The organism is Burkholderia sp. MSMB0856 (assembly GCF_001524645.2).
GTDB lineage: Bacteria > Pseudomonadota > Gammaproteobacteria > Burkholderiales > Burkholderiaceae > Burkholderia > Burkholderia diffusa.
On the sequence record NZ_CP013429.1, the window covers coordinates 491,714 to 514,611 of the forward strand.

The 22,898-nt window shown below is 60.6% G+C and carries 16 protein-coding genes and 3 pseudogenes; 4 read left to right on the forward strand and 15 right to left on the reverse strand.

The genetic code is table 11. The features are described from left to right. Positions 1 to 3 precede the first annotated feature (3 nt). Positions 4 to 1,434: a UvrD-helicase domain-containing protein gene (locus WS87_RS30985; protein WP_059815319.1), complete on the reverse strand. Its 1,431-nt coding sequence runs from the start codon at positions 1,432 to 1,434 to the stop codon at positions 4 to 6. Then, positions 1,427 to 3,130: an ATP-dependent nuclease gene (locus WS87_RS30990; RefSeq protein ID WP_059815322.1), complete on the reverse strand. Its 1,704-nt coding sequence runs from the start codon at positions 3,128 to 3,130 to the stop codon at positions 1,427 to 1,429. Before WS87_RS30990 ends, WS87_RS30985 begins: the two co-directional genes overlap by 8 nt. Before the next feature lie 480 nt (positions 3,131 to 3,610). Between WS87_RS30990 and WS87_RS30995 the strand changes: the two genes are divergently transcribed. Then, on the forward strand, positions 3,611 to 4,444 hold the full coding sequence (locus WS87_RS30995; protein ID WP_059815325.1) for a DUF932 domain-containing protein: 834 nt from the start codon (positions 3,611 to 3,613) through the stop codon (positions 4,442 to 4,444). Between the two features lie 124 nt (positions 4,445 to 4,568). Next, positions 4,569 to 6,789 (forward strand): annotated as a pseudogene (locus WS87_RS31000) (ParB/RepB/Spo0J family partition protein). On the opposite strand, the pseudogene WS87_RS31005 reads toward WS87_RS31000, so the two are convergent. Continuing rightward, a pseudogene (locus WS87_RS31005) lies at positions 6,784 to 7,388 on the reverse strand (hypothetical protein); the annotation flags it as partial. The pseudogenes WS87_RS31000 and WS87_RS31005 overlap by 6 nt on opposite strands. A 49-nt stretch (positions 7,389 to 7,437) precedes the next feature. Here WS87_RS31005 and WS87_RS31010 point away from each other — a divergent pair. Next, positions 7,438 to 8,835: an IS30 family transposase gene (locus WS87_RS31010; RefSeq protein WP_082750543.1), complete on the forward strand. Its 1,398-nt coding sequence runs from the start codon at positions 7,438 to 7,440 to the stop codon at positions 8,833 to 8,835. 165 nt (positions 8,836 to 9,000) lie between these two features. Here WS87_RS31010 and WS87_RS31020 read toward each other — a convergent pair. Both WS87_RS31020 and WS87_RS31025 read right to left on the reverse strand, forming a co-directional pair. Further along, positions 9,001 to 9,692: pseudogene (locus tag WS87_RS31020) on the reverse strand (nucleotide-binding protein). A 10-nt stretch (positions 9,693 to 9,702) separates the two neighbouring features. Further along, on the reverse strand, positions 9,703 to 10,164 hold the full coding sequence (locus tag WS87_RS31025; protein ID WP_081070138.1) for a hypothetical protein: 462 nt from the start codon (positions 10,162 to 10,164) through the stop codon (positions 9,703 to 9,705). Between the two features lie 860 nt (positions 10,165 to 11,024). Here WS87_RS31025 and WS87_RS31030 point away from each other — a divergent pair. Continuing rightward, positions 11,025 to 11,657: a hypothetical protein gene (locus tag WS87_RS31030; protein ID WP_335671944.1), complete on the forward strand. Its 633-nt coding sequence runs from the start codon at positions 11,025 to 11,027 to the stop codon at positions 11,655 to 11,657. Positions 11,658 to 11,818: 161 nt separating this feature from the next. On the opposite strand, the gene WS87_RS31035 is transcribed toward WS87_RS31030, so the two are convergent. The 10 genes from WS87_RS31035 to WS87_RS31080 all read right to left on the reverse strand — a co-directional run bounded on the left by WS87_RS31035 (position 11,819) and on the right by WS87_RS31080 (position 22,767). Next, positions 11,819 to 12,829: a relaxase/mobilization nuclease domain-containing protein gene (locus WS87_RS31035; RefSeq protein ID WP_082750544.1), complete on the reverse strand. Its 1,011-nt coding sequence runs from the start codon at positions 12,827 to 12,829 to the stop codon at positions 11,819 to 11,821. Between the two features lies 1 nt (position 12,830). Then, positions 12,831 to 13,271, reverse strand: coding sequence for a plasmid stabilization protein (locus WS87_RS31040; protein WP_236873310.1), 441 nt, complete (start codon positions 13,269 to 13,271; stop codon positions 12,831 to 12,833). Positions 13,272 to 13,375: 104 nt separating this feature from the next. Next, positions 13,376 to 14,899, reverse strand: a complete 1,524-nt coding sequence (locus WS87_RS31045) for an LPD7 domain-containing protein (RefSeq protein WP_082750551.1) — start codon at positions 14,897 to 14,899, stop codon at positions 13,376 to 13,378. A 57-nt stretch (positions 14,900 to 14,956) separates the two neighbouring features. Further along, on the reverse strand, positions 14,957 to 16,813 hold the full coding sequence (locus tag WS87_RS31050) for a PriCT-2 domain-containing protein (protein WP_059815344.1): 1,857 nt from the start codon (positions 16,811 to 16,813) through the stop codon (positions 14,957 to 14,959). Next, positions 16,810 to 18,525, reverse strand: coding sequence for a type IV secretory system conjugative DNA transfer family protein (locus WS87_RS31055; protein WP_059815346.1), 1,716 nt, complete (start codon positions 18,523 to 18,525; stop codon positions 16,810 to 16,812). The genes WS87_RS31050 and WS87_RS31055 overlap by 4 nt, the downstream gene beginning before the upstream one ends. Next, positions 18,522 to 18,896: a hypothetical protein gene (locus WS87_RS31060; protein ID WP_059815349.1), complete on the reverse strand. Its 375-nt coding sequence runs from the start codon at positions 18,894 to 18,896 to the stop codon at positions 18,522 to 18,524. Before WS87_RS31060 ends, WS87_RS31055 begins: the two co-directional genes overlap by 4 nt. 8 nt (positions 18,897 to 18,904) lie before the next feature. Further along, positions 18,905 to 20,023 (reverse strand): P-type DNA transfer ATPase VirB11, encoded by a 1,119-nt coding sequence (virB11, locus tag WS87_RS31065; RefSeq protein WP_059815354.1) that lies wholly within the window; start codon positions 20,021 to 20,023, stop codon positions 18,905 to 18,907. Continuing rightward, positions 20,020 to 21,255, reverse strand: coding sequence for a type IV secretion system protein VirB10 (virB10, locus tag WS87_RS31070; RefSeq protein WP_059815358.1), 1,236 nt, complete (start codon positions 21,253 to 21,255; stop codon positions 20,020 to 20,022). Before virB10 ends, virB11 begins: the two co-directional genes overlap by 4 nt. After that, entirely contained in the window at positions 21,248 to 22,072 is an 825-nt protein-coding gene (locus tag WS87_RS31075; protein ID WP_059815363.1) for a TrbG/VirB9 family P-type conjugative transfer protein, read from the reverse strand. The genes virB10 and WS87_RS31075 overlap by 8 nt, the downstream gene beginning before the upstream one ends. Then, positions 22,069 to 22,767, reverse strand: a complete 699-nt coding sequence (locus tag WS87_RS31080; protein ID WP_059676217.1) for a virB8 family protein — start codon at positions 22,765 to 22,767, stop codon at positions 22,069 to 22,071. Before WS87_RS31080 ends, WS87_RS31075 begins: the two co-directional genes overlap by 4 nt. Positions 22,768 to 22,898: the final 131 nt, after the last annotated feature.

Here is a 22,898-nt window from a genome sequence, read left to right on the forward strand (position 1 = left end):
CCACTACCGCGGAACATCGTTACCCGTCGTGACAATGGTGATTGACTTCGCGCCACGGGTCAACGCCACATACAAATGTTTCCATGACATCGACTCCGCCTCGAGGATGATGGCATGGTCGTACTCAAGGCCTTTGACCAGCAGCGTCGTCCCAATTAGCTTGTTGTGACGGATCGGTCGGCCCGAATGGCGAAACTCACGCTGGTATCGCTTCGCGGCCTCTGTAAACGTGAGGCTTGGGTTGTCCTCGTGCACGCGTAACACTCCCATCATCCGGCCAAAGAGATCACGGCGGTAGGTCGTAACCTCGGGGTGGCCGCGGACAAGATCAAGCAAGATGGCCATGTCCTTGAATGATTCCGTCGCCAAGTAACGATTCGCCACGTTCAGAATCTCCGGGCATTTCGTCGCCTTTGTCGCCTTCCCCTCCTGACCTCTCTTGGTTGCCGCTGTGAGTACGCCATCCACCGCGTTGCAACAGGTCTTGCAAAAATCGATCACAGATCGGAGCCGCTCCCCCGCCGACTTGGCGCTATCGATCTTTTTTATGAAACGGTGGAGATCCTTGCCTTCGACCTCCTCCAGACTGGAAAACTTGCCGGCCATGCTTTGTGCCAGCTTATGCGTCTTGTTTTTCGACTTCTGGTCGCCCGCGTGGATGGCAATGACAGATTCCTGGTCCTTCAAGTGGTCGTAGAACACGCTCAACCGCTTTTTATTGCCAAAGTCGTTCAAATCGATAGAGCAACGACGAACCCCATTGGGCAATTGCCCAGAGAGCGGAATTTTCTTACCTTCCGCCAAAAGCGCCCTGGCCTGGCTCAGCCATTGCCCGAGCTCATCGGCCCCCGCCAGTTTCCACCGCCAAGGCGTCTTCAGCTCCCCGAGCAATTGGTAGTTGGGATAGACGGCTATGTTCCAATCGATCGGCTGCTCACCGAAGTCGAAGATGGCCTGCATGGGATCGCCGAGCAGCCGGCATGGAAGCAACTTTGCCAAGGACTCCACCAGCTCATGCTGCTGATCAGAGCAATCTTGATACTCGTCGACGTAGACCCCGCCATATGAGCACTTGATCATGTGTTGCACAAACGGTCTATTCAGCAGTACGGCGCAGGCCCCGTAGAGTTTCCCCCAGTCCTTTCCTGTAGGGTGGTCCTTCTTCCACTTTGACGTCTTCGGGAAGTAAAGGCAGGTACGCAGCGCCCAGCTCGCGATGGTGTCGATCTGGTAAAGCGCCGGCGGAATCCGCAGCAATTGCATCTTCCGCCTGATCGCGTTCACGCCAGCATAGGTATGGGTCAACACCAGTTGGCAACGGGCAGCCTTCTGCACAGCCCTCGCGATCAGGTGAGTTTTTCCGTACCCGGCCGGGGCAATTACATATCCCTTGCCGTTAAAGTCTGCCAAGACTTTGGGTAGATCGTCATCCATTGTCCACCCATGCGCGGAACTGCCCCAGCTTGGTCGCGAACTCCTTCTGCAGGAACGCGGCATCCGCGAATGCGGGAAAAATGGTCTGTGCCCATTGTTCTCCATACGCGATGTTCTTGAACCAATTGGAAGATTTCGCGGCGTCGCCGATCGCTTTGCGCAGTTCAGCCGTGTCCTGCCATTTATCGATGTCCTCGTCGAACTGGACGTTCAACTTCGACCTGACCTGATCGTAGACTGGAAACCCAAACTCCTTCGCAAGCTTCACGCTCGCCAGCACCTGTTCCCAAGGCAAGTCCACCATCGCCCGTTGCTCGATCGACAGTCTATCGGCCCACATCACGACCGGCACTTCCTTCCCGTTCAGTTCGGCGGCATCCTTATCGGAGAACTGGTGCTGAGCGTCGCCATCGGCGAGGACCATGACATCGTAGTGTAGGGCCTTGAACCCCGTCGCGAGACCCTTGACCTTGCTCGCGCCATGCGCATCGACTGGTGCCAGCCCTTGGTACGAGAACGGTAGCTTCCCTGCAGCCACCCAAAGATCATCCATACCGCGCAGGAACCCCACTTCGGTCGCTCCTTCGCAGACGACCACTTTGCGGGACAGGAAAGCTTCCGCGCTGGAGCGGATATGGCCTTGGATGTTCAGTCCTTCCAATGCCTTGCCTGCGGCCGCAACCACGCGCACGCCAGCGTCTTCCTTGCGCAACACATACAACTGCTCCACCGTTAACTCGCGCAGCACGGTAGGAGAATGTGTCGTGAGGAAATACTGCCCCTTCTGGTCGTCGCGGATGTGCTTGATCAGACGCGCGACCCGGTGCGGCTCCAGCCCGTATTCGACCTCATCGAACAAGGTGATGTGCCGGTCTTCCAAGCCTTCCTGCTGAATACCACACAGCAGCATGCGCTTCGAGCCGAGACCCAACTGCCGCAGGGGGATGTCGCCGTCGTGCAAAGTCAGCCCACCGATTCGGATACTGATCGCGTTGAGATCAAGGTGTGCCTTGTATTCGTGTCCGACCGGAACACCAAGCCCCTTCGCCACTTGCTCCGACTTGGCCGCCGCGGCGTCGAACTTCTTCAGGACCAGTGCTCGTTGGCCGTCGAGCGAGCTTCTTGCTGCGCGTGTCGCCTCCACGAGCGACTCGTTCAGATTTTCGGATTCAGTAATCTTTGCGAGCGCCGTTCCTGCAGCCCAAGTCAGTTGTTTCTCGCTGTATGTGCCGATCAAGCCAGCGCCGACCTTAGCGCGATCAGCCGCCTTGAAGTCGACGCCGTCAGGATTACGGTCGGTAAAAACCTTCCACTTTGGTTCCAGATCCTTTGCGACAAGGAGCCGAATACTGATAACGTGCTCGTCATCGTCGTCAGGCTCATCGTTCAGCTTGAGAGCACATTTGTTCCAGCCGCGAAGATGCGCGCCGTACTTTTGCTCCGCGCAGAACTCGGGCAACAAGTCCCCGATAACGACCTCAATTTGGATCGAATCGTCAGTATTACACTGATGGAAGTCGGAATCGTAGAACGCATGATTCCACTGCGGGCTGAAGGCGCAGCGAATCGCTTCCAACAATGTCGTCTTCGTAGAATCGCCCCTGCCTATCAGGCAGAAGGTTTTCTCGTCGGGAAGCTTCCATTCGAGCTGCTTGATTCCCCTAAAATTCTGGACCTTAAGTTTTCTGATCTTCATCGCATCCCCATGCGTGCCGCGCCATTATCGCGTCGGCTCCTCCATTCGCGCCCCCGGTCGTTGTCAACTGCGCTCTTTCCGTCTTGACCACGATTATCACCGGTTTTGCCGTCTATTGGTTGACCACCGCAAACAAGCAGGTCACGACCTACTTCGCCAGAAGACGGTTCACTATCGCCCCCTGCCCGGTCAACCCGCGGCATGGCGTGCACCCGGCTCCCAGGTTTCCGCCCTCGACCCGCGACCGTAGCCGATAACGGACAGGCGTCAAGGGGCGAGGGACCGTGTTGCCCGCACCCCTCCCTCGCCTTTTTCCTTGACGCCTGTCCGTTATCGGCTCCTCAAGTCGCACGGGCGGAAACCCGGAAACCTGGCGGCAGCAAGGCCAATCCCGAGTTCCACCGGGAGGTGTTCAGCCGCAACGGCAAGTCACATCCCTTCGCCCGGTTCAGGTCCTCAACCTTGACTCTGGAGATTGCCATGCAACTCGCTTCTTCTTTCCGTTACGGCTCCCCGATGCTGCGCGCTGACTCGCCCCTGTCAGATGACCAGATTCGCCGCGTTGCCCCGTCCATCTTCGCGGACGGCAAGCACGAGAGCCGCTCCGAACGCTACACCTACATTCCAACGATCGACGTGCTGCGCGGCCTGCGCAACGAAGGCTTCCAGCCGTTCATGGTTTGCCAGACACGCGTGCGGCATGACGACCGCCGCGAATACACCAAACACATGCTGCGGCTTCGCCACGCCGACCAGATTACGGGCGATGAAGCCAACGAAATCGTGCTGCTGAACTCGCACGACGGCACCAGCAGTTACCAGATGCTCGCGGGTATGTTGCGCTTCGTCTGCCAGAACGGCATGGTGGCGGGCGACAACGTCGCCGATATCCGCGTCCCGCACAAGGGCAACATCGTCCAGAACGTAATCAACGGAGCATTCGACGTGCTCGACGGCTTCGACCTGATCCGCGAGCAGAAGGAAGGCATGCGTTCGGTCACGCTCGACCGCGACGAACAGCACGCGTTCGCCCGCTCCGCACTCGCGCTGCGCTACGACCCGACCGACGCGGAGGCTCCGGCCCCTGTCACCGACAGCCAGCTGCTCGCCCCGCGCCGCTTCGAGGATCGCCGCGACGACCTCTGGACCGTCTTTAACCGCGTTCAGGAAAACCTCACCAAGGGCGGGCTGCATGGTCGCTCACGCACCGGGCGCTCGATGTCCACCCGTCCCATCACCGGCATTGACCAGAACGTGAAGCTCAACCGCGCCCTCTGGATGCTCGCGGACGCTATGCGTCAGATGAAGGCGTAGCCCCGATAGAGGCGAGAAAGCCACTCCTTCCTATTTTCTGTCAGGACTCCTCTACGAGTCGAGTCCTGGCGGAATCCCGTAGTGCCCGATCCGGAACTTTGTTTTCTTCTTTCTGGAGTCAGTCATGCAAGCCCAATTCGAAACCACAACGAAAGACACCGCCGAATCGGCTACCGTGCTCGAATCCCACTTCGGCAACGAGCAGCCCATCGTGACCGTGCCGTATTCCACCCTGCGGCCCTCGCCACTCAATGCACGCACGAAACCCTTATCGGGCATTCCCGGCCTCGCCGCCAATATCCGCGCCAAGGGTCTGTTGCAAAATCTCGTCGTCCACGAGATAAAGGGATCTAGACGCAGGCAGCGCAAATACGGCGTATGCGCCGGTCAGCGCCGCGAGGCCGCACTCGACCTCCTGTTCGAACAGAAAGACATCGCCGCCGAATACCCGGTCCCCGTGCGGATCGTCAGTGAAGGCGAAGCCCTCGCCATCTCCCTGATCGAAAATACCGAGCGCGAAGGACTCGATCCGTTCGACGTGCTGCGCGCATACCGGATGCTCGCCGAGGAAGGGCGAAGCGTTGACTACATCGCTGCGCTCTTTTCCGCTTCGCCGCTCACTGTCAAACGGCGCATGAAACTCGCCAGCGTTTCCCCAAAGCTGCTGTCCCTGCTGCGGGCCGACGCGGTCACGCTCGACCAGCTTGCCGCACTCGCCCTCGCGGACGACCACGAAACGCAGGAACACATCTGGTTCGATGCGAACGAGTGGCAACGGTAGCCCAACTATCTGCGGCAGGCCATCACGCGGGCCGAAATCGACGCGAGCCGCAGCCGCCTTGTGCGCTTTATTGGCCTCGACACCTACGAAGCCGCAGGCGGGTATGTACGCCGTGACCTCTTCAGTGACGACGGGAACGCGGGCTACATCACCGATGCCGAACTGCTGCAGCGTCTCGTGGCTCAGAAGCTCGACGTAGCAACAGAAGAAGTACGCGCCGAGGGTTGGGGCTGGACGGAAACCCGCGTCGAGCGCGACGTGCTGGAGCTTAACCGCTACGGCAGGCTGCGCCCCATCAAGCGCCCCTTTACGGACGACGAGCAGCGCGAAATGGATGCGCTTACCGCAGAGCAGGATGAACTGGCCAGGAAGCTGGAAGCGCTCTCCGAGGACGATAAAAATACCTATGAGGGGCCGACCGCCTTGATGCCGAAATCGAACGGGTCAACGCCGCGATCGTCGCAGTCGAAAGCCGCGCCCTGGTGTGGGATACACGGCAGATGGCCCAGGCAGGCTCGTTCGTGATCATCGATCCGCAGGGAGAACTGCTCATCGAGCGCGGTCTCGTGCGACGCGAGAACAGTGCCGCGCTCGATGCGGCGGGTGCGACTGTCACCGGCACGCCGCAGGCGGAAGCTGCGAACTCTGCAGATGCCCCTGTAATGAAGATTAAGCCAGTCCACAGCGCGAAGCTTTGCCAGCGACTCACCGCGCACCGCACCGTCGCCATCCACGCCGAAATGGTTGCGCAGCCCTTCGTCGCGCTCGCCGCCCTGTTGCGGCATCTCGTTCCACAAGCGCTGCCCGAGCACTATGGTCACACGTCCGCACATGACTATCTGGCGTTATCCGGCGACAACAATCACGACAGCCTGCTGCGCGCGGCAGACGATCTGCCGACCAGTGCTGCATGGAACGCTATCGAGGCACAACGCGCCCGATGGATCGCCCAGTTGCCCGCAAACGCGCCGACCTGCTGCCGTGGCTCGTGAAGCAGGATCCAGGGACGACGCTGCTCGATCTGCTCGCCTTCTGTACCGGCACCCTGCTCGATGGCATCGTGGGCGAGGAAAAACCGCAGTCGATCAACGCGCTCGCAGGCACGCTGACCCTCGACATGACCCGGTACTGGACGCCGACCCGCGCCACGTATTTCGACCATGTCAGCAAGGCGCGCATCGGGGAAGTCGTGTCCGCAGCCGTGTCGTCCAAGGTTGCCGCCGACCTCGGAAAGATGAAGAAGGCAGACGCCGCTGCCGCAGCCGAACTACGTCTGGCGAAGGTCGTGTGGCTCCCGGAAATCCTCACCGATACGGAACTCCCGGTCACACCGTCATGGGAAGCCCGCGACGACGAGAACGGGGACGCCGGGGAGGACGAACACGGCCCAGACACTAGCAATGGTTCCGACGACGCGCAGGACGACGACGGTGCCGCCGAGACCGGGAGCGATCACAGTGGCATCAACAACACGGCTTGTGATGTAACTGGATCTCCCGCCGCAGCCGGCACGCAGCCGCCGTGGCCCTTCCCGACCGCTGCCAGCCTCGCGCACGCTTCATGATGCCCTCGCATTCATGAAAGGTGAGGCCCACGACGTGTGACCCGTGCGGGCAGACGGCAAACCCTCTGCCCGCACCATATGACTGCTGGAGTAGCGGCCTGCAAGCCCACCCGCTGCCGCCGCGAGCAGAATCACGATCAGCGCTCCGACAACCAGTGCGCGGCACGCCTTCACCATCCGTCGCGTTGCCATCTGGTCGACCTTCGCGGCGCGCGCCGCTGCCTCGCTCATCTCCTGCTCAAACAGCGCTACCGCTGCGTCGAGCTGCTGCCGGTGCTCGCGCGCCGCAACGGCTACCGCGCCGACCATCCTGTTTCCCGCGATGCGCGCGATCCGGTCAGCGGCACGCCCCGCCTGCACAACCAACGCCTTTCATTCAGTGCCGCGAGCGTCGCGCGATACCTCGCCTCGTGTTCAACGGTCATCCGTTCCGCGAGTTCGATGGTCGCCTTGCAGCGCGCGAGCGCGTCGCGGTGCTGCGCCATCAACGCGTCCGTTGCCTTATGTGCCTCATCCCGTACTGCGTCCAGATTGCCCTTGCCTGCCTCCTGGATGTGCTCCGGCATCGCCTCGTAAAGCCGAGCATAGTATTCGAGCACAGGGTGGATTCAACCGGTCGTCGCAACACCTTAATCCAGGAGGTGTTTCATGGGTCGTCCATCGAAGTGGAGACAACAGTTGACGAGGCGAGGAGCGATGCGCTCGCCAGGTGGACCATCGCTTCGGCACGAGGTTGAACGCCAGTTTTGGGAGCAGGTTGCGACCGGAATCACAAGCGAGAAGGCTGCTGCGGCAGTTGGCGTGTCCCAGGCGGCAGGGACACGCTGGTTTCGCGAGCGTGGCGGTATGCCGTTGTTCATGGCAAGTCCAATATCCGGCAGGTACTTATCGTTTGCTGAGCGTGAAGAGATAGGATTACTCTCAGCCGAAGGCGCCGGCGTACGTGAGATGGCTCGCCGTATTGGCCGCAGCGCGTCAACGGTCTCGCGAGAGCTCAAGCGTAATGCTGCAACTCGTAGTGGCCGCCTCGATTATCGTGCATCAGTTGCGCAGTGGAAGGCGGAATTGTTTGCCAGGCGACCGAAACCAGCAAAGCTTGCGACAAACCCGAGGCTGCGCCGCTATGTGCAAGAGCGCCTGGAAGGCCAGGTTCACGACGCTAAAGGACGTAAGGTCGCAGGGCCTAGTCAAGCGGCGTTCATCGGGCGGAATAAACCAGAACGCAGTGATCGCAAATGGGTCAATGGCTGGTCGCCGGAACAGATTGCCAATCGATTAAAAGTCGACTTTCCAGATGACGAAACCATGCGCATCTCTCACGAAGCCATCTATCAGGCGCTTTACATTCAAGGGCGTGGTGCGCTCAAGCGCGAACTGGTGACCTATCTGCGCACCGGACGAGCACTGAGAGTGCCAAGGGCCAGGGCGCAAGCCAAGGCGTGGGCGCATGTCAGCGAAGACGTGATGATCTCCGAACGTCCAGCGGAAGCTCAAGACCGTGCTGTACCGGGACATTGGGAAGGCGATCTGATCATCGGCTTGAACCGGTCTGCGATCGGAACGCTGGTCGAGCGATCAAGCCGATTCACCATGCTCATCCATCTGCCTCGCGAGGAAGGCTACGGGTTGATTCCCAGGACGAAAAACGGTCCCGCGCTGGCCGGCTATGGGGCTGCCACGATGGCAAATGCACTCAAGAAAACCGTGACGAGCATGCCTGCCCAGTTGTGGCGATCATTGACTTGGGATCGGGGAAAGGAGCTGTCCGACCATGCTCGCTTCACAATTGAGTCTGGTGTGAAGGTCTTCTTCGCCGACCCGAACAGCCCATGGCAACGAGGCACGAACGAAAACACGAATGGCCTTCTACGACAATACTTTCCAAAGGGCACGGATCTGTCCCGGTGGAGCGCTCGAGAGATTCAAGCCGTTGCTAATACGTTGAACACCAGGCCCCGGAAAACACTCGGCTGGAAAACGCCTGCTGAAGCTCTGGACGAGTATCTCAGGTCCGTTCAACAATCTAGTGTTGCGACGACCGGTTGAATCCACCCAGCCAGCACCGACCAGAGTGCATCATTGTCGCGCAGGTTCAGGGCCATCGACACCCGGCGCATGCGCAGCAGGCTCGCGTCATCCGGCTTCTCCCCGGTCACGTCGTAAAAGAGCCGGGCGAGTGGATCAACAGGACGTCCGCGCCGCGCCCGCCGCTCAGGCATTTCCGGTCACCCCGGCGAACATCGCGTCATAGAGCGCCCGCCAGCGCAGCAGTTCCGCGCGTTGCCCGATGGGCAGCGACTCTGCCGCCTTGCGCACCGACAGGCGCTGACTGCGCAGATCGTCCGCCACACGATCCGCGAGTTCCGGAAAGTCGAGCGACTTGCCCTTCGCCTCGACACTCTTGCGGATTTTCGAGTCCTGATACAGCACGAACCTGTCCGGTGTGCCGTAGTGGCCATTGCGCACCACGTGCGTGATCGCGTCGGGGAAGGTTTCACCGAACTGGCGCAGCAGTTCCAGACTGTCGCGCTGCCGGTTGATCACCCAGAACACGACAAGCCGCCGGCCAAGCTCACCCAGCGTGCTGGACAGGGTCGCACCGTAGCGCGCGATGCCATCCTGGTTACGAGCTGCCGTGCTGACCACCACCACCGCCCCCGATGCTCATCGCAGTAGTCCACGAAATTGATCCAACCGTCCGCCTCGTCCAGATCGAACGCGGCGCAATCAATCTCGCCCTGCACGGCCTTCATTACGTCGGGGTTTGACGTGTCGTTCTCAACCAGCACGGGTTTCACGCCGCGCCGCTGCAGATGATCGACCAGCGCGAGCGCAACAAGGCTCTTGCCAACGCCGCCCTTGCCACCGCCCACAAGATAGATGGGATTGACTGTCGTCTCCATCTCGGCTCCTCTACAGATCGTCGGTGTCTGGCCGGATCGCAAATCCGAGTGCACCTTGTACCGGCGCGGATTGCGGTCTGGCTTCCGTCTTTCCCCCATCCTTGCGAACATGTTTTGTTTGAGACGTCGCATCCTGCGCGCGCGATTGCGCCGTGAATGCCTTCTCAGCATCAGTCGCGCGTGCAGCCGGTGCCGGTCGCGCAGCACCACCTGCGCTACCGCCTTTCCCGGTCGAGCGCAGTGCGTAGCGAATCGTCCCAGCCGTGATGTCCAGTCCGTGCCGCTGGGCCTGCTCCGCGATCTGGTCCAGCGTATAGCCCTTCGCTTGCGCAGTCCGCACGCGCACGCGCATATCCTTCATGGCATCGCGCACCGTCACGCCACGTTCGGTATCCGGTTTTTCGGGCAGCGCATCGAGTGCGCGACCAAACGCCTCCCATTGCGACTTCGTATAAACCTTCGCAACAGGCATCGTTACCCTCCTGAACATCGGCTATACATCGCTGTGACACCATCGTGCGCACGTCCTGAGCACGCGTCAATACGGTTTTCCGCACGATTTACTCGTGCAGGAACACACCGGCATTGACGGGAAAGCAGGAGAACAACGCGCTTTTTTAGCGTATGTGGTGCGCATGCGACGCGCTTCGCCAAAGCATCAAGGAACACCGGGTAGCGTTTGCCGTTGGCGCCGGACGCCGTCACTCTGAAGCGGAATTCTGGCGTCGCTCGCGTCACGTGTGCACGTGCGGATTCCAGCCCTCTACGCTGGAACTACTCACAGTGCTCCACGCGGAACCGAGAAATCCACGCTCATACGATAGCGCGTCGCCTGCATCTCGACGCACGTAGGTCTTCGTCTGCTCTGCACAATACGTTGACAGCCCGGGCACAAGACTTGGCTTTTTATACGGCCCTCGAATCGGATCGGTCGGCGCATTTACTCTGCGAACTATTTGCACTTTTCACGTGCACCGAACACGACGAGGTACGCACATTCCACACATCCGGTTCGCCACTGGTCAGCAGTTCATGGCGCAGCGGTTACGCATCTCTAAAGACATCGCTTTACGCAATGCGTTGACTCCGATGCGAACCCTACGTCGCACCGTCTTCGCAAGGACAACGCACGTGGTTCTCCGAGGCTCGTTCGGAAGTGTACGCGAAGGCAGAAACCTCTACCCGCGGCGTTTACTCTGGGCCACAAAAGATGCACGGAAAACAAGGAATGGCAGGATAGGCTTGCGCCGGTTTTTGGCACCATTGAACTTCACCGCGACAAGACATTCTCTTTCCACCAACCACATCACTTTCGAATCCAGCACCTGCAGCGTGAGCACGCAGCACCAGGCACTCGAAAATTTTGAATGTCGTCACCATGAACGCAAATTTTCAATATTCTGGATAACGATATTGTTGCGTTCACGGAACGGACGTCTATATTTGAAGGAGCGGCAGTCAGCACGTCGCATTTCGCTGCACCCTCATGTCGACAACAAGGCACCACCGGGCCCAGCTCTGGAGGAACATTCCGTGGCATTTCTTAAACTTGCGATCGCATTTGGCACAATCATTGCGATTGCGAAGAGCATTCAGCTCTTCGGCCATCACGCTCGACGCCAGTACAGCTACAGTTTTTTCACGGCGCGTGGCTTTTGGCTCGCTGCGATCGGCATCAATCTCGTGTGGTGGGGATATTTCGGATGGGGAGCCGCACTGCTTCGGCATGAACCGACGTGGAGCGGCCTCGTACTCATGGCAATAGGGCTTGCAGCAGTGATCCGGTTGATCTACGAAAACGTTCGGGGTACGGGCGCGGTACACGGCTTCTGCGGATCAGTGCTGCAGTTCATGTTGTTTTTCCCGGTGGCACTCTACGGCGTACCGCTTCTCGCGATCGCGTTGCTGTTTCTGCTCTTTGCAACATTCAAGGCCGGACCGGTATGGTTCGCTGATCGTGAATAAATAGAGCGCCTCAGGACAGCAGTGTCCGATGCACCTGACCATGAGCAATATCCTCACAACCGGTCGAATCACCGTCAGAACAGGTTCAACGGATCATCCCTTGGTTCCACGACTCCAGAAGACCGCGGCCAGGTTGAACAAAAGACGCCACGCATCGGACATCAACGCTCCACATCCCGAGTCGCGTCGTCTAAACGATCTAAGTCCGGTCCCCGCCAGGTCGGCTGCTCACGTCCATTATCCGGATTGCGCGCTACCACTGGCCGCTCTTGTTGCACCGGCATGGCCCCCACGAAGTACGCCATTTCAACGGCCATCAAGCGATCCTCGCGAACGCGCGATCTTGCCATCGCGTAAGCCATCTCGCGCCACGCGGTGAATACGCCGCCCTGGGCAGCCCATCGTGCATCGCGCTGAGCATCAGTCGGCAACGGTTTCCAGTACCTCGGCGTTTCGCCGCGTGCGACCATATGAATGACAGCCTGCTTCGGATAGCGTTGCGTTATGCCGCGCGCACGCCGAGGCGTCGCATTCGCCTCGACTCCATACTCCCGCAGTTCCTCCGCAAAGCGCTCGCGCCATCGCTGCAGATCCTTGTGCCGTGGATTCAGGCGGCGCCCGTTAGGGCCACGTACCTGGACGCTCAGATGAACATGCGGATGCGCTTCGTCTTCGTGCGCGGCGAAAACGTACGCACGCCCGTCGCCGAACTCAAGTGCCGCGAAATCACGTGCCGCATCGCGCACGGCTTTTCGATCCGTTCCGGGCGGCATCGACAGCAGGATATTGAATGTTTCACGCCGCGAACTGGTCTCCGGGATGCCCCATCCGCCCAATTTCCAGGTCGTCACGAGATCGCTCAGCGCATCCTTGCCTTCAATACGGTTGCCGTTCTGATCTTCCAGTTCGATCCGGCCATTACGGGAGATATAGCGCAAATGTCGACGTACGGCTCCGAACCCTTGCGCACTCGCCGCCTTGTTGGTGATCTTGACCATGACCTCCGGTGTACGCCCGAGCGTGCGGGCGACTCGAGCGCGCACGAGAGCGGCGGCGTTGCGAATATCCACATGTGAGAGCCGCGCTGCACGCGCATGTCGTAGTGGCTCCTGAAACAGGCGGTCGCCCCAGTTGACGAGCATCGCATCGATATAGATTTTCGGGTAAGGCATATCAGCGGCTCCATCGATCAAGGTTCGCGCGAATGATGGCAGCTGTCGTACGCAAGTGTTCGTCAACGCGGCTGCGCAACTCCACCCATTCGCTCCGCAAATCCCGATCCACCGGCTCTGCCGAGTCGGCGCGTGCGAGTTGGCCCAACAACCGGCTGATCTCGGCAAGACGTTGATTTGATACCGCGAGGGCGTGCAACTCGGGTTCGCCCAACTGCGGCTCTCCGGTCATTTGCGCACGAATCAGTGACACGATCCATCGATTACTGTGCAGGCCCATCGCCGTCGCTCGCCGTTCGACCGCTCTCCGTTCTGCAATAGTCAGCCGGATTTCTATACGAGTGCGCGGCTCCCCGGCGACCGGTCGAGGTAAGTCAAACAAGATCGAGCCAGATTCCCCAGCCGCATCGTCACGGACAGTGGTTACAACCAACTGGCGCACGCCCTCACCTGCAGTCAAACCGCGACGAGCACACCAGTCGTCCCAAACTGACCTGAGTACACCGAGTTCGACGCACAGACGCTCGCGGCCGACCACGATTCACCTCAGCGAGATGGTGATGGCGGTGACGGTTCACCAGGCATTCGCTCGATCTCTCGGGTAGGCGTGCGTTCGGAGGTCTGATGCTTGCGACGATTCCGGTCCGATGGCGCGTTCGGATCAAACACCTTCGGCGTCGGTACCGGGATGCCCTCGCGCTGGAACGCGACCAGCATGCGCTCCGCACGCTTCTGTACCCGAGCAATGGAACGCTGGCTGAAACCCTGCTCGCGCATAGCTGCCGTCAGCACGGCCAGTTGCAGTGCCCGTTCATTTTCTGAATTGAGCGCGTCATAACGGCCTTGAAGCTCTGGCTCCCTAACCGAGTTAACGTGTGAATCCGCAGATCGGGCTTCTTCGCCCGACGGATTTTCTGATTGCCGCGCGACAGAAACTTCACGCCCCCGCTCCACGACTTCCACCTGCCACGTATTGCGGTAAACGTCTTTCTCGTCTTCGCCAATCACTCGTCCTTCGTCATTCAAAATCGGCACTCGAACCGTGACGAGGCGTTTGCCGAGATTCTCGAGTATCACCTGCTGGCCGATTTGCGCATTCGCTTCACGCATCGTGCGCTCGAGATCGACACCCCACACAACCTGGTCGATTCCAGTCTCATCGCGAAACATGACGTAATACGAGTCGCTACGCGCTGGATTGTGCTGATATGGCGCACCGCCATGCTCACGCAGTTCCCCGACGTAGCGCCGTGGACCATCGATCTCGTCGTTTGCAGCGTTCTGATTTCCCTCGGGAATAGCCGATTCAGAAGCGGACGGACGACGTGGTGCAAATGAAGGAGATGGGTTGACGGCGATTCTTGCGTCGACGCGAGGCGTAGATGAAACCATCGGTCTATCATCCAAGCGTCCCGGTGCGTTCGCGACAGGAGGTGACCCGACGTGTGCCGCCACCTCGATGCGATTGTCCAACCGCGCCTGCCGTGCATCCGCCAGACGCGCCAGATCAGCCGCTTTTGGCTCGTAGCCGCTCACCTCGATGCCGAGCAGCGTGCCTTGCAGCCACGCCTCGCCGCGAAATACCTCGTGCCCGGACACTCGAATGCGCCGCCACGACTTCGCATGCGCCATGTCGATCATGGACTCGACTACGTCCGGGCGGTTGTGCTCGGTAACGAGATACGGCCCCAGATCTTCAAATGCCAGCTGATACGGCGCGTCCTTCAGGAAATACTGGTTGCCGGTGCGCAGGTAGCGCTTGCGTACTCGTTCAGGCGGTTGGTCGAGAGGCGCACTGCCTCGATTCGTCTCGTCCGGTATCCCGTTCGGCGACGGAGTCTCGGCATGCTGTGGGACAGTGGCATCATCGCGGGCCGCCTTCTCTCGCAATCTAGCCAGGGCAGCGTCGAAGTCCCGTCGGCGTCGAGCCGATACTGCCTCTCTAGCGGCCTGGCTCAGCCTCTCCTGACGTTCGTCCAACGCAGCCGGACCGACACTATCGCCCGTCAAATCCTGCTCAATCATGTTGATAAGCGGATCGGCTTCATCGGCGGAAGTTCTCTGTGCCATGTCACTACCTCGCATTTTCAACACTGGCATTGCACGTGCGCGCTATGCTGATGAGCCTTATCGGTCGGGTCTCGAACCAGTTTCGCGAGACGCCTCCTGATCTCGTGACTTTTCGAGCGCGGCGGCCCGCGCCTCCCGGATGCGTGCCCAGGATCTCGCCTGCAGCTGATCGAGCATCCCCTCCAGATTGGGGCTGTAATTCAGCTCGCGGGCGGATTTCTTCAGCGAACCGACCATGCGTTCGAGTAGGTCGCGGGCCCGGTCCCATGGATAGACCTTCGGTTGGCCGCCGTCGTAACCTACCTGTAACTCGGCCCCGTTGAGCCGCGCGTGTTCGTCCATCCATTTCAGACGCTCGGACACAAATGTCATCTGATCCTTGCGGTGGAACACGACACTACGCGTCGCGACCTCCTGTACCAGATAGTGTTCCGTGTTGAATACTTCGCCGCGATAGAGTCCGCCGTTCTCGCGCGGCGTGGCCATCCTGAGCGGCGAACCGAACCGGTGTTCAGCCAACGCCCTGACCTCGTTCGGAACGTCGCCCACCTCGAACAGCGGTTCGCCTACCGGCGGTCGCGACGATGCAAACCTCGGCGGATCGGCAACCGGAGGGGCAACAGCCGGCGATACAGCAGCGGAAGAATCCGTCGATGGTGGTGCCGAACCGGACGCGCCATCCGTTGCCGGCACATCTGGTGCAGCCTGTTTTCGCGTACTGCGCTTCGAGGACCGGCGACGCGGCGTCCCTTCGTCGTCGGTTAATAGCTTTTCCTTGACGTTGCCCATCTTTTCGCCCTCCTCATGCTGTCCCACCTCAAATACTGTCGTACCGGATACGGTGGAGATATCCGGTTGACCATGCGCCTTCTCAACAAAGCGGACCGCGGCGTGCAGGTATGCGTCGACGGCATCAAAACCCGACAACACTGCCATGTCACTGAAGTCGTTCGGCACGTTGCCGTCTATGCGCGCGTCAGAAGCAAACTTCGGCCAGACCACGCGCGCCTGCGCTGCCGCCGCGGCCTGTCGCGCCTGCGTCTCACCGCGACCCAGTTCACCCAGCACGATCAGGTTCGCATCGGGAAATCTTTCACGCAGGCTCTGCGCCACCAGCCTCAGGTTCCCGCTCGACAACGCCGCCACTGCGAACCAGTCCGTCGCACGCGAAGCGGACAATGCCGTCGCCATGCCCTCTGCGATCAGAATCTGCGACGATTCGTGTCCGAGAACGAGCGTCGGCGCCGTCATCCAGTAGCCACCCTTTTTCACACCGCCGGCCAGCGACGATTTCCGCCCGTGCTCGTCGATCAGCTCCAGTGTCGAGATGGGCCCGTTCCAGACTGGCAGGATCAGCACGCGCCCCGTCAGCGGTTCCTCCTCGCTGGCCGGCGTATAGCCAAGCAGCGCACGCAGTTCAAGCGCATCCAGCTCACGCAGCGTGACGGTCGGATCAAGATGCTTGCGCACAAGGTAGGGATGCTCCGGACCGACTGGTCTCGCCCACGCCCAGATTGATGCTGCCTCGCGAGCTACTGCTGCATGACGCGCCTCTCGCTGCTCCTCCTGCTTTGCGCGCTGCGCCAGCACCTCGGGCGAGGCTGCGAGTATGGCTGTCACGCGGTCGGGATAATGCGTTCGCTTCAGGTCAAAGCCATGCTGGCGTGCTTGCCAGAACAACGTGGCAAGCGTCTTTCCACCCGACGCACTGACCGAGCGCCACGTGGTCCGAGCCGCCCGCTCGTTATAGTTGGCGGCCGTCCGACTCCACGCATCCCACATTTCAAAACCTTGTTCGCCGAAGCCCTGCTTGAGCGCGAACGCCATATCGACCCATGTCTCGTAGTCGTCGGCCGGAATCACCGCAAGTGCAGCACGCGCACGGTCTGCATCATGCACTTCAGATGTCGTCATTGCCGGGCTCCCATACTGAGCGGGCCGCTCGCGGCTGCATGCCGCGCCGACTCAACAAAATCGAGTTCAGCCACGTCCAGATCGGCCACGCTCAGGTGACGACTTGCCTGGACAACCTTGCTGGCCGGGACGCCCAGCAGCGTGAAATGCCGTTCCACGTAAGCCACGGCGTCCTCCTCACTGATGTCGTTTAGGTTCGGCGGCAGGTCACGTGGATCCCATGCCTGTAATACTTCGAGGTATTCGGGCGGCAGACTGATGAGCCCCGCACCGTCCGGATCGATCTCAGCGGGATGCAGATCGCGCAATCGGCGCTCGACAACCGCACTGAAATAGGCCATGTTCAGGGCCGGCACGGACGGCGCAGTCAGGACGCGCGACGCAAACTCGGGATCGCGCCAGTAGCAGATCTTGTCGGCCAGGATCGGCTTGGTGTTTTCGAGCAAGATGATTTCCTTGTCACGCCCCAGTTCCTTCAGTTCCTGCGGCAACAGCAACGGTCGGCGCTGTTCCGATACGCTTTCGCTCGAGCCACCGCGGCCAAAGAGCGCATTGGAGCGGCTCATACTGCGCGACTGGCCGGTGAACGTACCGAGCATTTCCGAATAGTCGTTCGCGTCCTTCTGCTCGCGCGGTGCATAGATAATCTGCATTGCATGGTTCGTAATGAACGTACGAGCGTCAGCCTGCCCGTACACCGATTCGAGTTGCGCGATCGACTGGACGATCGATAGCAAGCGCAGGTTGTAGCCCGCCATATAAGCGACCGCGCGTGTAATGATTTGGATCTTCCCGATCGAGGTCATCTCATCGAGCAGCAGAAGACACTGGAATTGCAGCGTTGGATCGGCTTCAGGTAGTTGCTTCGTGTTCAGGTTGACGAGCTGCGAGAACACAAGATTGACGAGCAAAGCCGCTTCGGACAGATGGTCGGGCGTAATGCCGATATAAATCGACATGCGACGACGGCGCACGTCGCGCAAATCGAAATCGTTCGCACTGGTCGCCGCGTCGACGAGCGGATTGGCCCAGATCGTGAGTGGCGCGTTGAACGTCGCCAGCACGCTCGCCAGTACCTTGTCGTCGTTGGACAGGAAGCGATTCAAGGCATCGATGCATTGCCCCGAGAGCAGCCCACGGTGCCGGACCAGCGCACGTTGCAAGTAGCCCTTGACCGGCATGCCATTGCCCGACGATTGCCGTAGCACCTCCCCCATCGTGACGGGAAAGTCGGGGATCGACGCTCCCTTGCCGACTCGGCGCGCGTCGCGCCATTCGCACAGCAGGAGCACGACGCCGAGGAACAGATTTCTTGCTTGATCCTTCCAAAAGTCGTCGTGGCCGCCAGCGGGATACAACGCATAACCGATGGCGAGGATGTCGCCCACCCGAAACAAGCCGTTGGTGATCGCCGACAGCGGGTTGTAACGATGCGTCCGACCATCCTCGGCAAACGGGTTGAACAAGTACACATCCTGCCCATGTGCTCGGCGAAAGCCCGCTGTGGCTGCATAGTTTTCCTGCTTGATGTCGAGCGCCACCACCGAACCGGGAAAGGTGAGCAAATTCGGGATCACCACACCGACGCCTTTGCCCGAGCGGGCCGGCGCCGCGAGCAGCACGAACTGCTGGCCCGCAAACCGCAAGTAGCGACCACGCCAGACGCCCACGACAATAGCCGGCGGAGTATTGAGGTGGGATCGCGTCGTCATAGCAGGCCCGCCCGGCGAATCTCCGACTCGCTCGCAAAGCGCGCGCTGCCATAGAGGCAACGTCGGCTCGCACCCGTCCATAGCGCATGCAAAGCAAATCCCGGACCGCCAAAGGACAGGAGCCCGCCTAGGAGCGCCGCCCCCGCCAACTGGCGACCGATGTTCGGCATCGTCCCATCTCGCCAGGCCAACGCCGCATCGGGCCAGCCCCACAGCCCAGCGTGCAACGGATTGATTCGCAGACTGGCATACAGGAAGAACGACGCGAGCCAGAGCGACGCAGCGATTCCTCCCATCAGGCAAGCCAGCACCGCCACCGTCAAGGCTGCCGTCCGGGTATGCTCGAGCAAAGGGGGAGCGATATGGTCCATATTCGCCCCTACACGAATGCGGTGCGCGCCTTACGCACCGGATCGAACCAGACTTCAGTCATGCCCCAGCGCCTACCGATCTGTTCACCCATCGCATTGAATATCGGGCGTGACTCCATGTGCGCAACAACATCGACGGTCAGGAACAGCAGCCTCTTGAGCGCGGCATCGTCCCAGGCGACAGCCTCCGGGTGTTCCTTCGCCATCAGCGCGAAACGCTCGATTGCGACGGCCGCATTGGGGGCGTGATAGCTCGTAATCGAACCCGCATGCCCAGTCGTCAGGAGCTTCAGGAAGTCGTAGGCTTCGGCACCGCGTAGCTCAGCCAGCAGCACACGGTCCGGACGCATGCGCATTGCACTCGCGATCAGATCTGCGGGTGTTACGCGTGCGTGTCCGTGCCCACCCTTGCTGTACTGCAAATGCACGCAGTTCTCGATATGCCGGATGAACAACTCGCGAACGTCCTCGATCGTCACGATCCGCTCGGTGGCCGGAATCGAACGGCACAAGGTCTTCATGAAACTGGTCTTCCCAGACCCTGTATTGCCGACCACAGCGATATTGAGTCGGCCCCTGACAGCGTGATCGAAGAAGGCGCTCCAGTCGTGCGCGTCCAGGGTTTCGATAAGCTCGCGATCGTCGGCTCGCAATGCCGACAACGCTGAATCGAGTCTGTCTGGCCGGCGCCATACCGTCTCGTCGAACAACCCCTCGTCACGACACGCATCGAGCGTCTTTTCGTCGGAGGACGGACGACGGATCGTGACCGACACCGTTCGCTGCGGCACGACCGGTGGCACCACGATCTGGATACGTGCGTCATTCGGCAGCAGCGCTGAAAGGACCGGATACTGAGACGATATTTCCTGGTGGGTCAGCGTGGCCACTGCTACGGCGAACGACATCAACCGGTCAAAGTCAAGATCCTCGCAATCATGGCCATGCCAGCCGAGCGAGTCCTCGGTCAAAGCACGCTGTGGCCGATTGATCACCAGCTCTGTCACGTCGGGATCGTCGAGCAGCAGCGCAAATGGACGCATCAGTTCACGAACCGATGCGTCCTCCGGCAGTCGAACCAGTTCGGGGTCACGTGACGAATCCTGCCCGTGTGTGCGAATCGTCATCGCATCCCCTCCGGCTGCAGGGCATACACCGATCCGAAGTCCAGATCGCGGGCAATCACAATCGTGAACTCCGCACCCTGGTTCTGGGTGAGCGTCGGCGGAATATTGATCGTGCTATCAAGCACGCGCGTGGCCATGTCGTTACCCTGCTGTTGCGTGCTCTGGAACACCACCGAGCCGTTGGTATTACCGCCGCGTGTAGACAGATAGCCGATTGCGTCCTGAACTGAGCCGAGCAGCAGCGCCGCGCCGAAGCGCTCGCGCCAGTGGTTGTCCACGTAACCGTCAATACCCATTCGGCCGAGCGCATCGGCCGCCGGCGAGTCGATTTCGACCGTGACGCCGTAGGGCGTCTTGATGCGGGCCGACAGCACGAACACCCGCTTCTGGCCCGGGGACAGGTTCGAACGGTACTGGCTGTTGATCTGCGAACCCCGTTCTATCAGCACGACGCTGCCATCGTCGGAATACACGTTCTTGCTCACGGTACAGGTCGACAGGCCAGCCTCCGTCGAGTCGAACGCCGTGTCACCCACGCAGTCGATCTTGGCGCCTTGCGCGAGCACCAGACTTCGATTGCCGAGCGTTCCCGCCTGAACTCGCGGTGTAACGCTCGGCGTCAGCGCCTGAGCGAGTGAGCCGCCAGCTTGCCCCGACCGTGGAGCGAACGCGCCTGCGGCCCTCGTGACACCTGCTGCAGCTGAGGAAGTTGCGTCCGTCCCCCCATCCGACTCAGGCACGCCGGGCTTACCACCCGCTGAACCCTGTCTACCGACCGTTTCGAGCAACGGCGCGTCGTAGTAGCTGCGAGGTACTGCAGCGCGTACGGTACGAGCAGGCGCGAGTGCCCCCGCCGTGGACGCGGGAAGGACGGCAATCGGGCTTGCGGGTACCGGCGCCGAAGCTGGGCCACCAGCCGACGACGCGGGCAGCTCCTTGAACAGGCGTCCCTGAGAAGATGTGCCCGCCATCGCATCGCGCCGCGCCTTCGCTTCGGCATCGTGCCGCGCGAGGAAACCATGCACGGTCCACACTGCGCCGATGCCGACGACCAATACGATCCCGACGGGCGTGAGCCACCAGGCGCGCGGACGAGCACCGCGGTATTGCCCCAGTTCCGGCATACCGCGATCTGCGGAAATACTTGATGTCCCCTCGTTCTGGTCATGTCCAGACTGCGGGCCAGCGGCATCGTCGGGCTCGATCGCATTGCGCGGGTTATCGTCATTCATCACGATGGCTCCGCAGCACGCGCTTCACCCCATTGACCGTCGTGCCGTCACGGGGCGGTACGCCGTCCATGTCGTAAGCGGCGTTCCAGATTCCAACGACCTCTCCTGCCAGCCGCAACACGAAACGCTTCGCCACCTCGTGCACGACGATCGTGTCGCCGTCGATGTGCTTGTCGACGACGCTCTCCGTGCCGTCGTCTGCCACGCGAAAAATCGCCGGCATGCGTCGATTTTTCGGAATGCGCAAATAAGTAAAGCGTCCGTCATCCCATGCCGCGGTCGGTGCGATATCGTCGGAGTTCGGCATGACCTGCATCGAATATTGTGCGTTACGCACGACTACTGGCTGCGCAAGACGTTTCGCGACCAGTTCGACATCCGAATTCCCCTGTGCTTGCTTGGCCAACTCGTCAAGATAGACGAACGTCACGCGATACATCACACGGCCATTGCCGAATTTCGACTTGAGCGGAAGCACGACCAGATCGAAGCTGTAGCTGTGACGATCGGTGCGGATTTCGAGATTCGAGTCGTGTGCGGCAAGCTGCGGCTTCAGGTACACATCATGATCGCCCTTGCTCGCCACCACCTGCCAGCCATCCCGATCTCCGGGTGCGACCACCTGAATATGCTCGTGTGGCCCCAACGCAATGTGCGTCGCGAAGCCACGCTGGGCCTCGACGCGCACCACGTCATCCGCTCGATAGATCACCTGGCGGACACGCGAGTCTTCATTCCATCCGGGGAGATTGACAGCCTGCACTGCACCTGCGAACAACATGCTTACCAGCACAGCTCTCAAAGGAAGCGCTTTCATGGTGTGCCTCCTGCTGATGACGCTGGCGGCGTGTATTCCGCATCGCGGCTATAGGCGGTGACCTTGAAGCCGAACGGATTGGCGATCGCCACGCTCTCGCGCGTGAACACCGGCGGTCGGTAGGTATAAGCCAGCGTGATCACGAAACGCTGCGCAGGCTCGGCATGAGCCTCGCCGTTCTTGAACGACGTGCGCTCGACATGCACGACCGCATGGCCCGGTTCGTCGGGTGGCAGCGTGATCGAAAGAATCCGAACGCGCCGTTCGATACCCGCTCCTAACTGCTGGTCCAGTGCGGACGGACCGCTGTAAATACCGCGATAATCGCGGGCGACGGCGTCATCGCTCATCGCGAGCACGCTGTCATAGTCCATCTGCAGCAGTCCCCAGTCGTAGCGCTCGCGGGCTCGCACATAGTTCTCGACCCAGTGCTTGTCCTGGATTTCCTTTGTGTGCACATGGCGCGCGTCGAGCACGTCGATCACCTGGGATTCGCCCGTCAGACGATCGACCTCGATCGGCAAGGGGACCACGCGATAGAACGGCACCATCACCGCAAGCGCAATGGCACAAAACACCGCGACACCGACCGCCGCATACGCGACATACCACGCACGTCGTTCAGAGCGCTCCTGGAGGTCAGTCAGCGACGCCTCGATGTCGAGCACGCGGCCATAGTCGTGCGACGCGTTCATGATCGGTCTCCGACATCCGACGATGCCGGCTGGTTCGGAGCGGTGGGCACCGCCATTGGCCAGTCCGGGACGGGCGGCACGCGATTGATCGGCACGCGATGCAAACCGTCCGGCAACACGGGTTTCGGTGG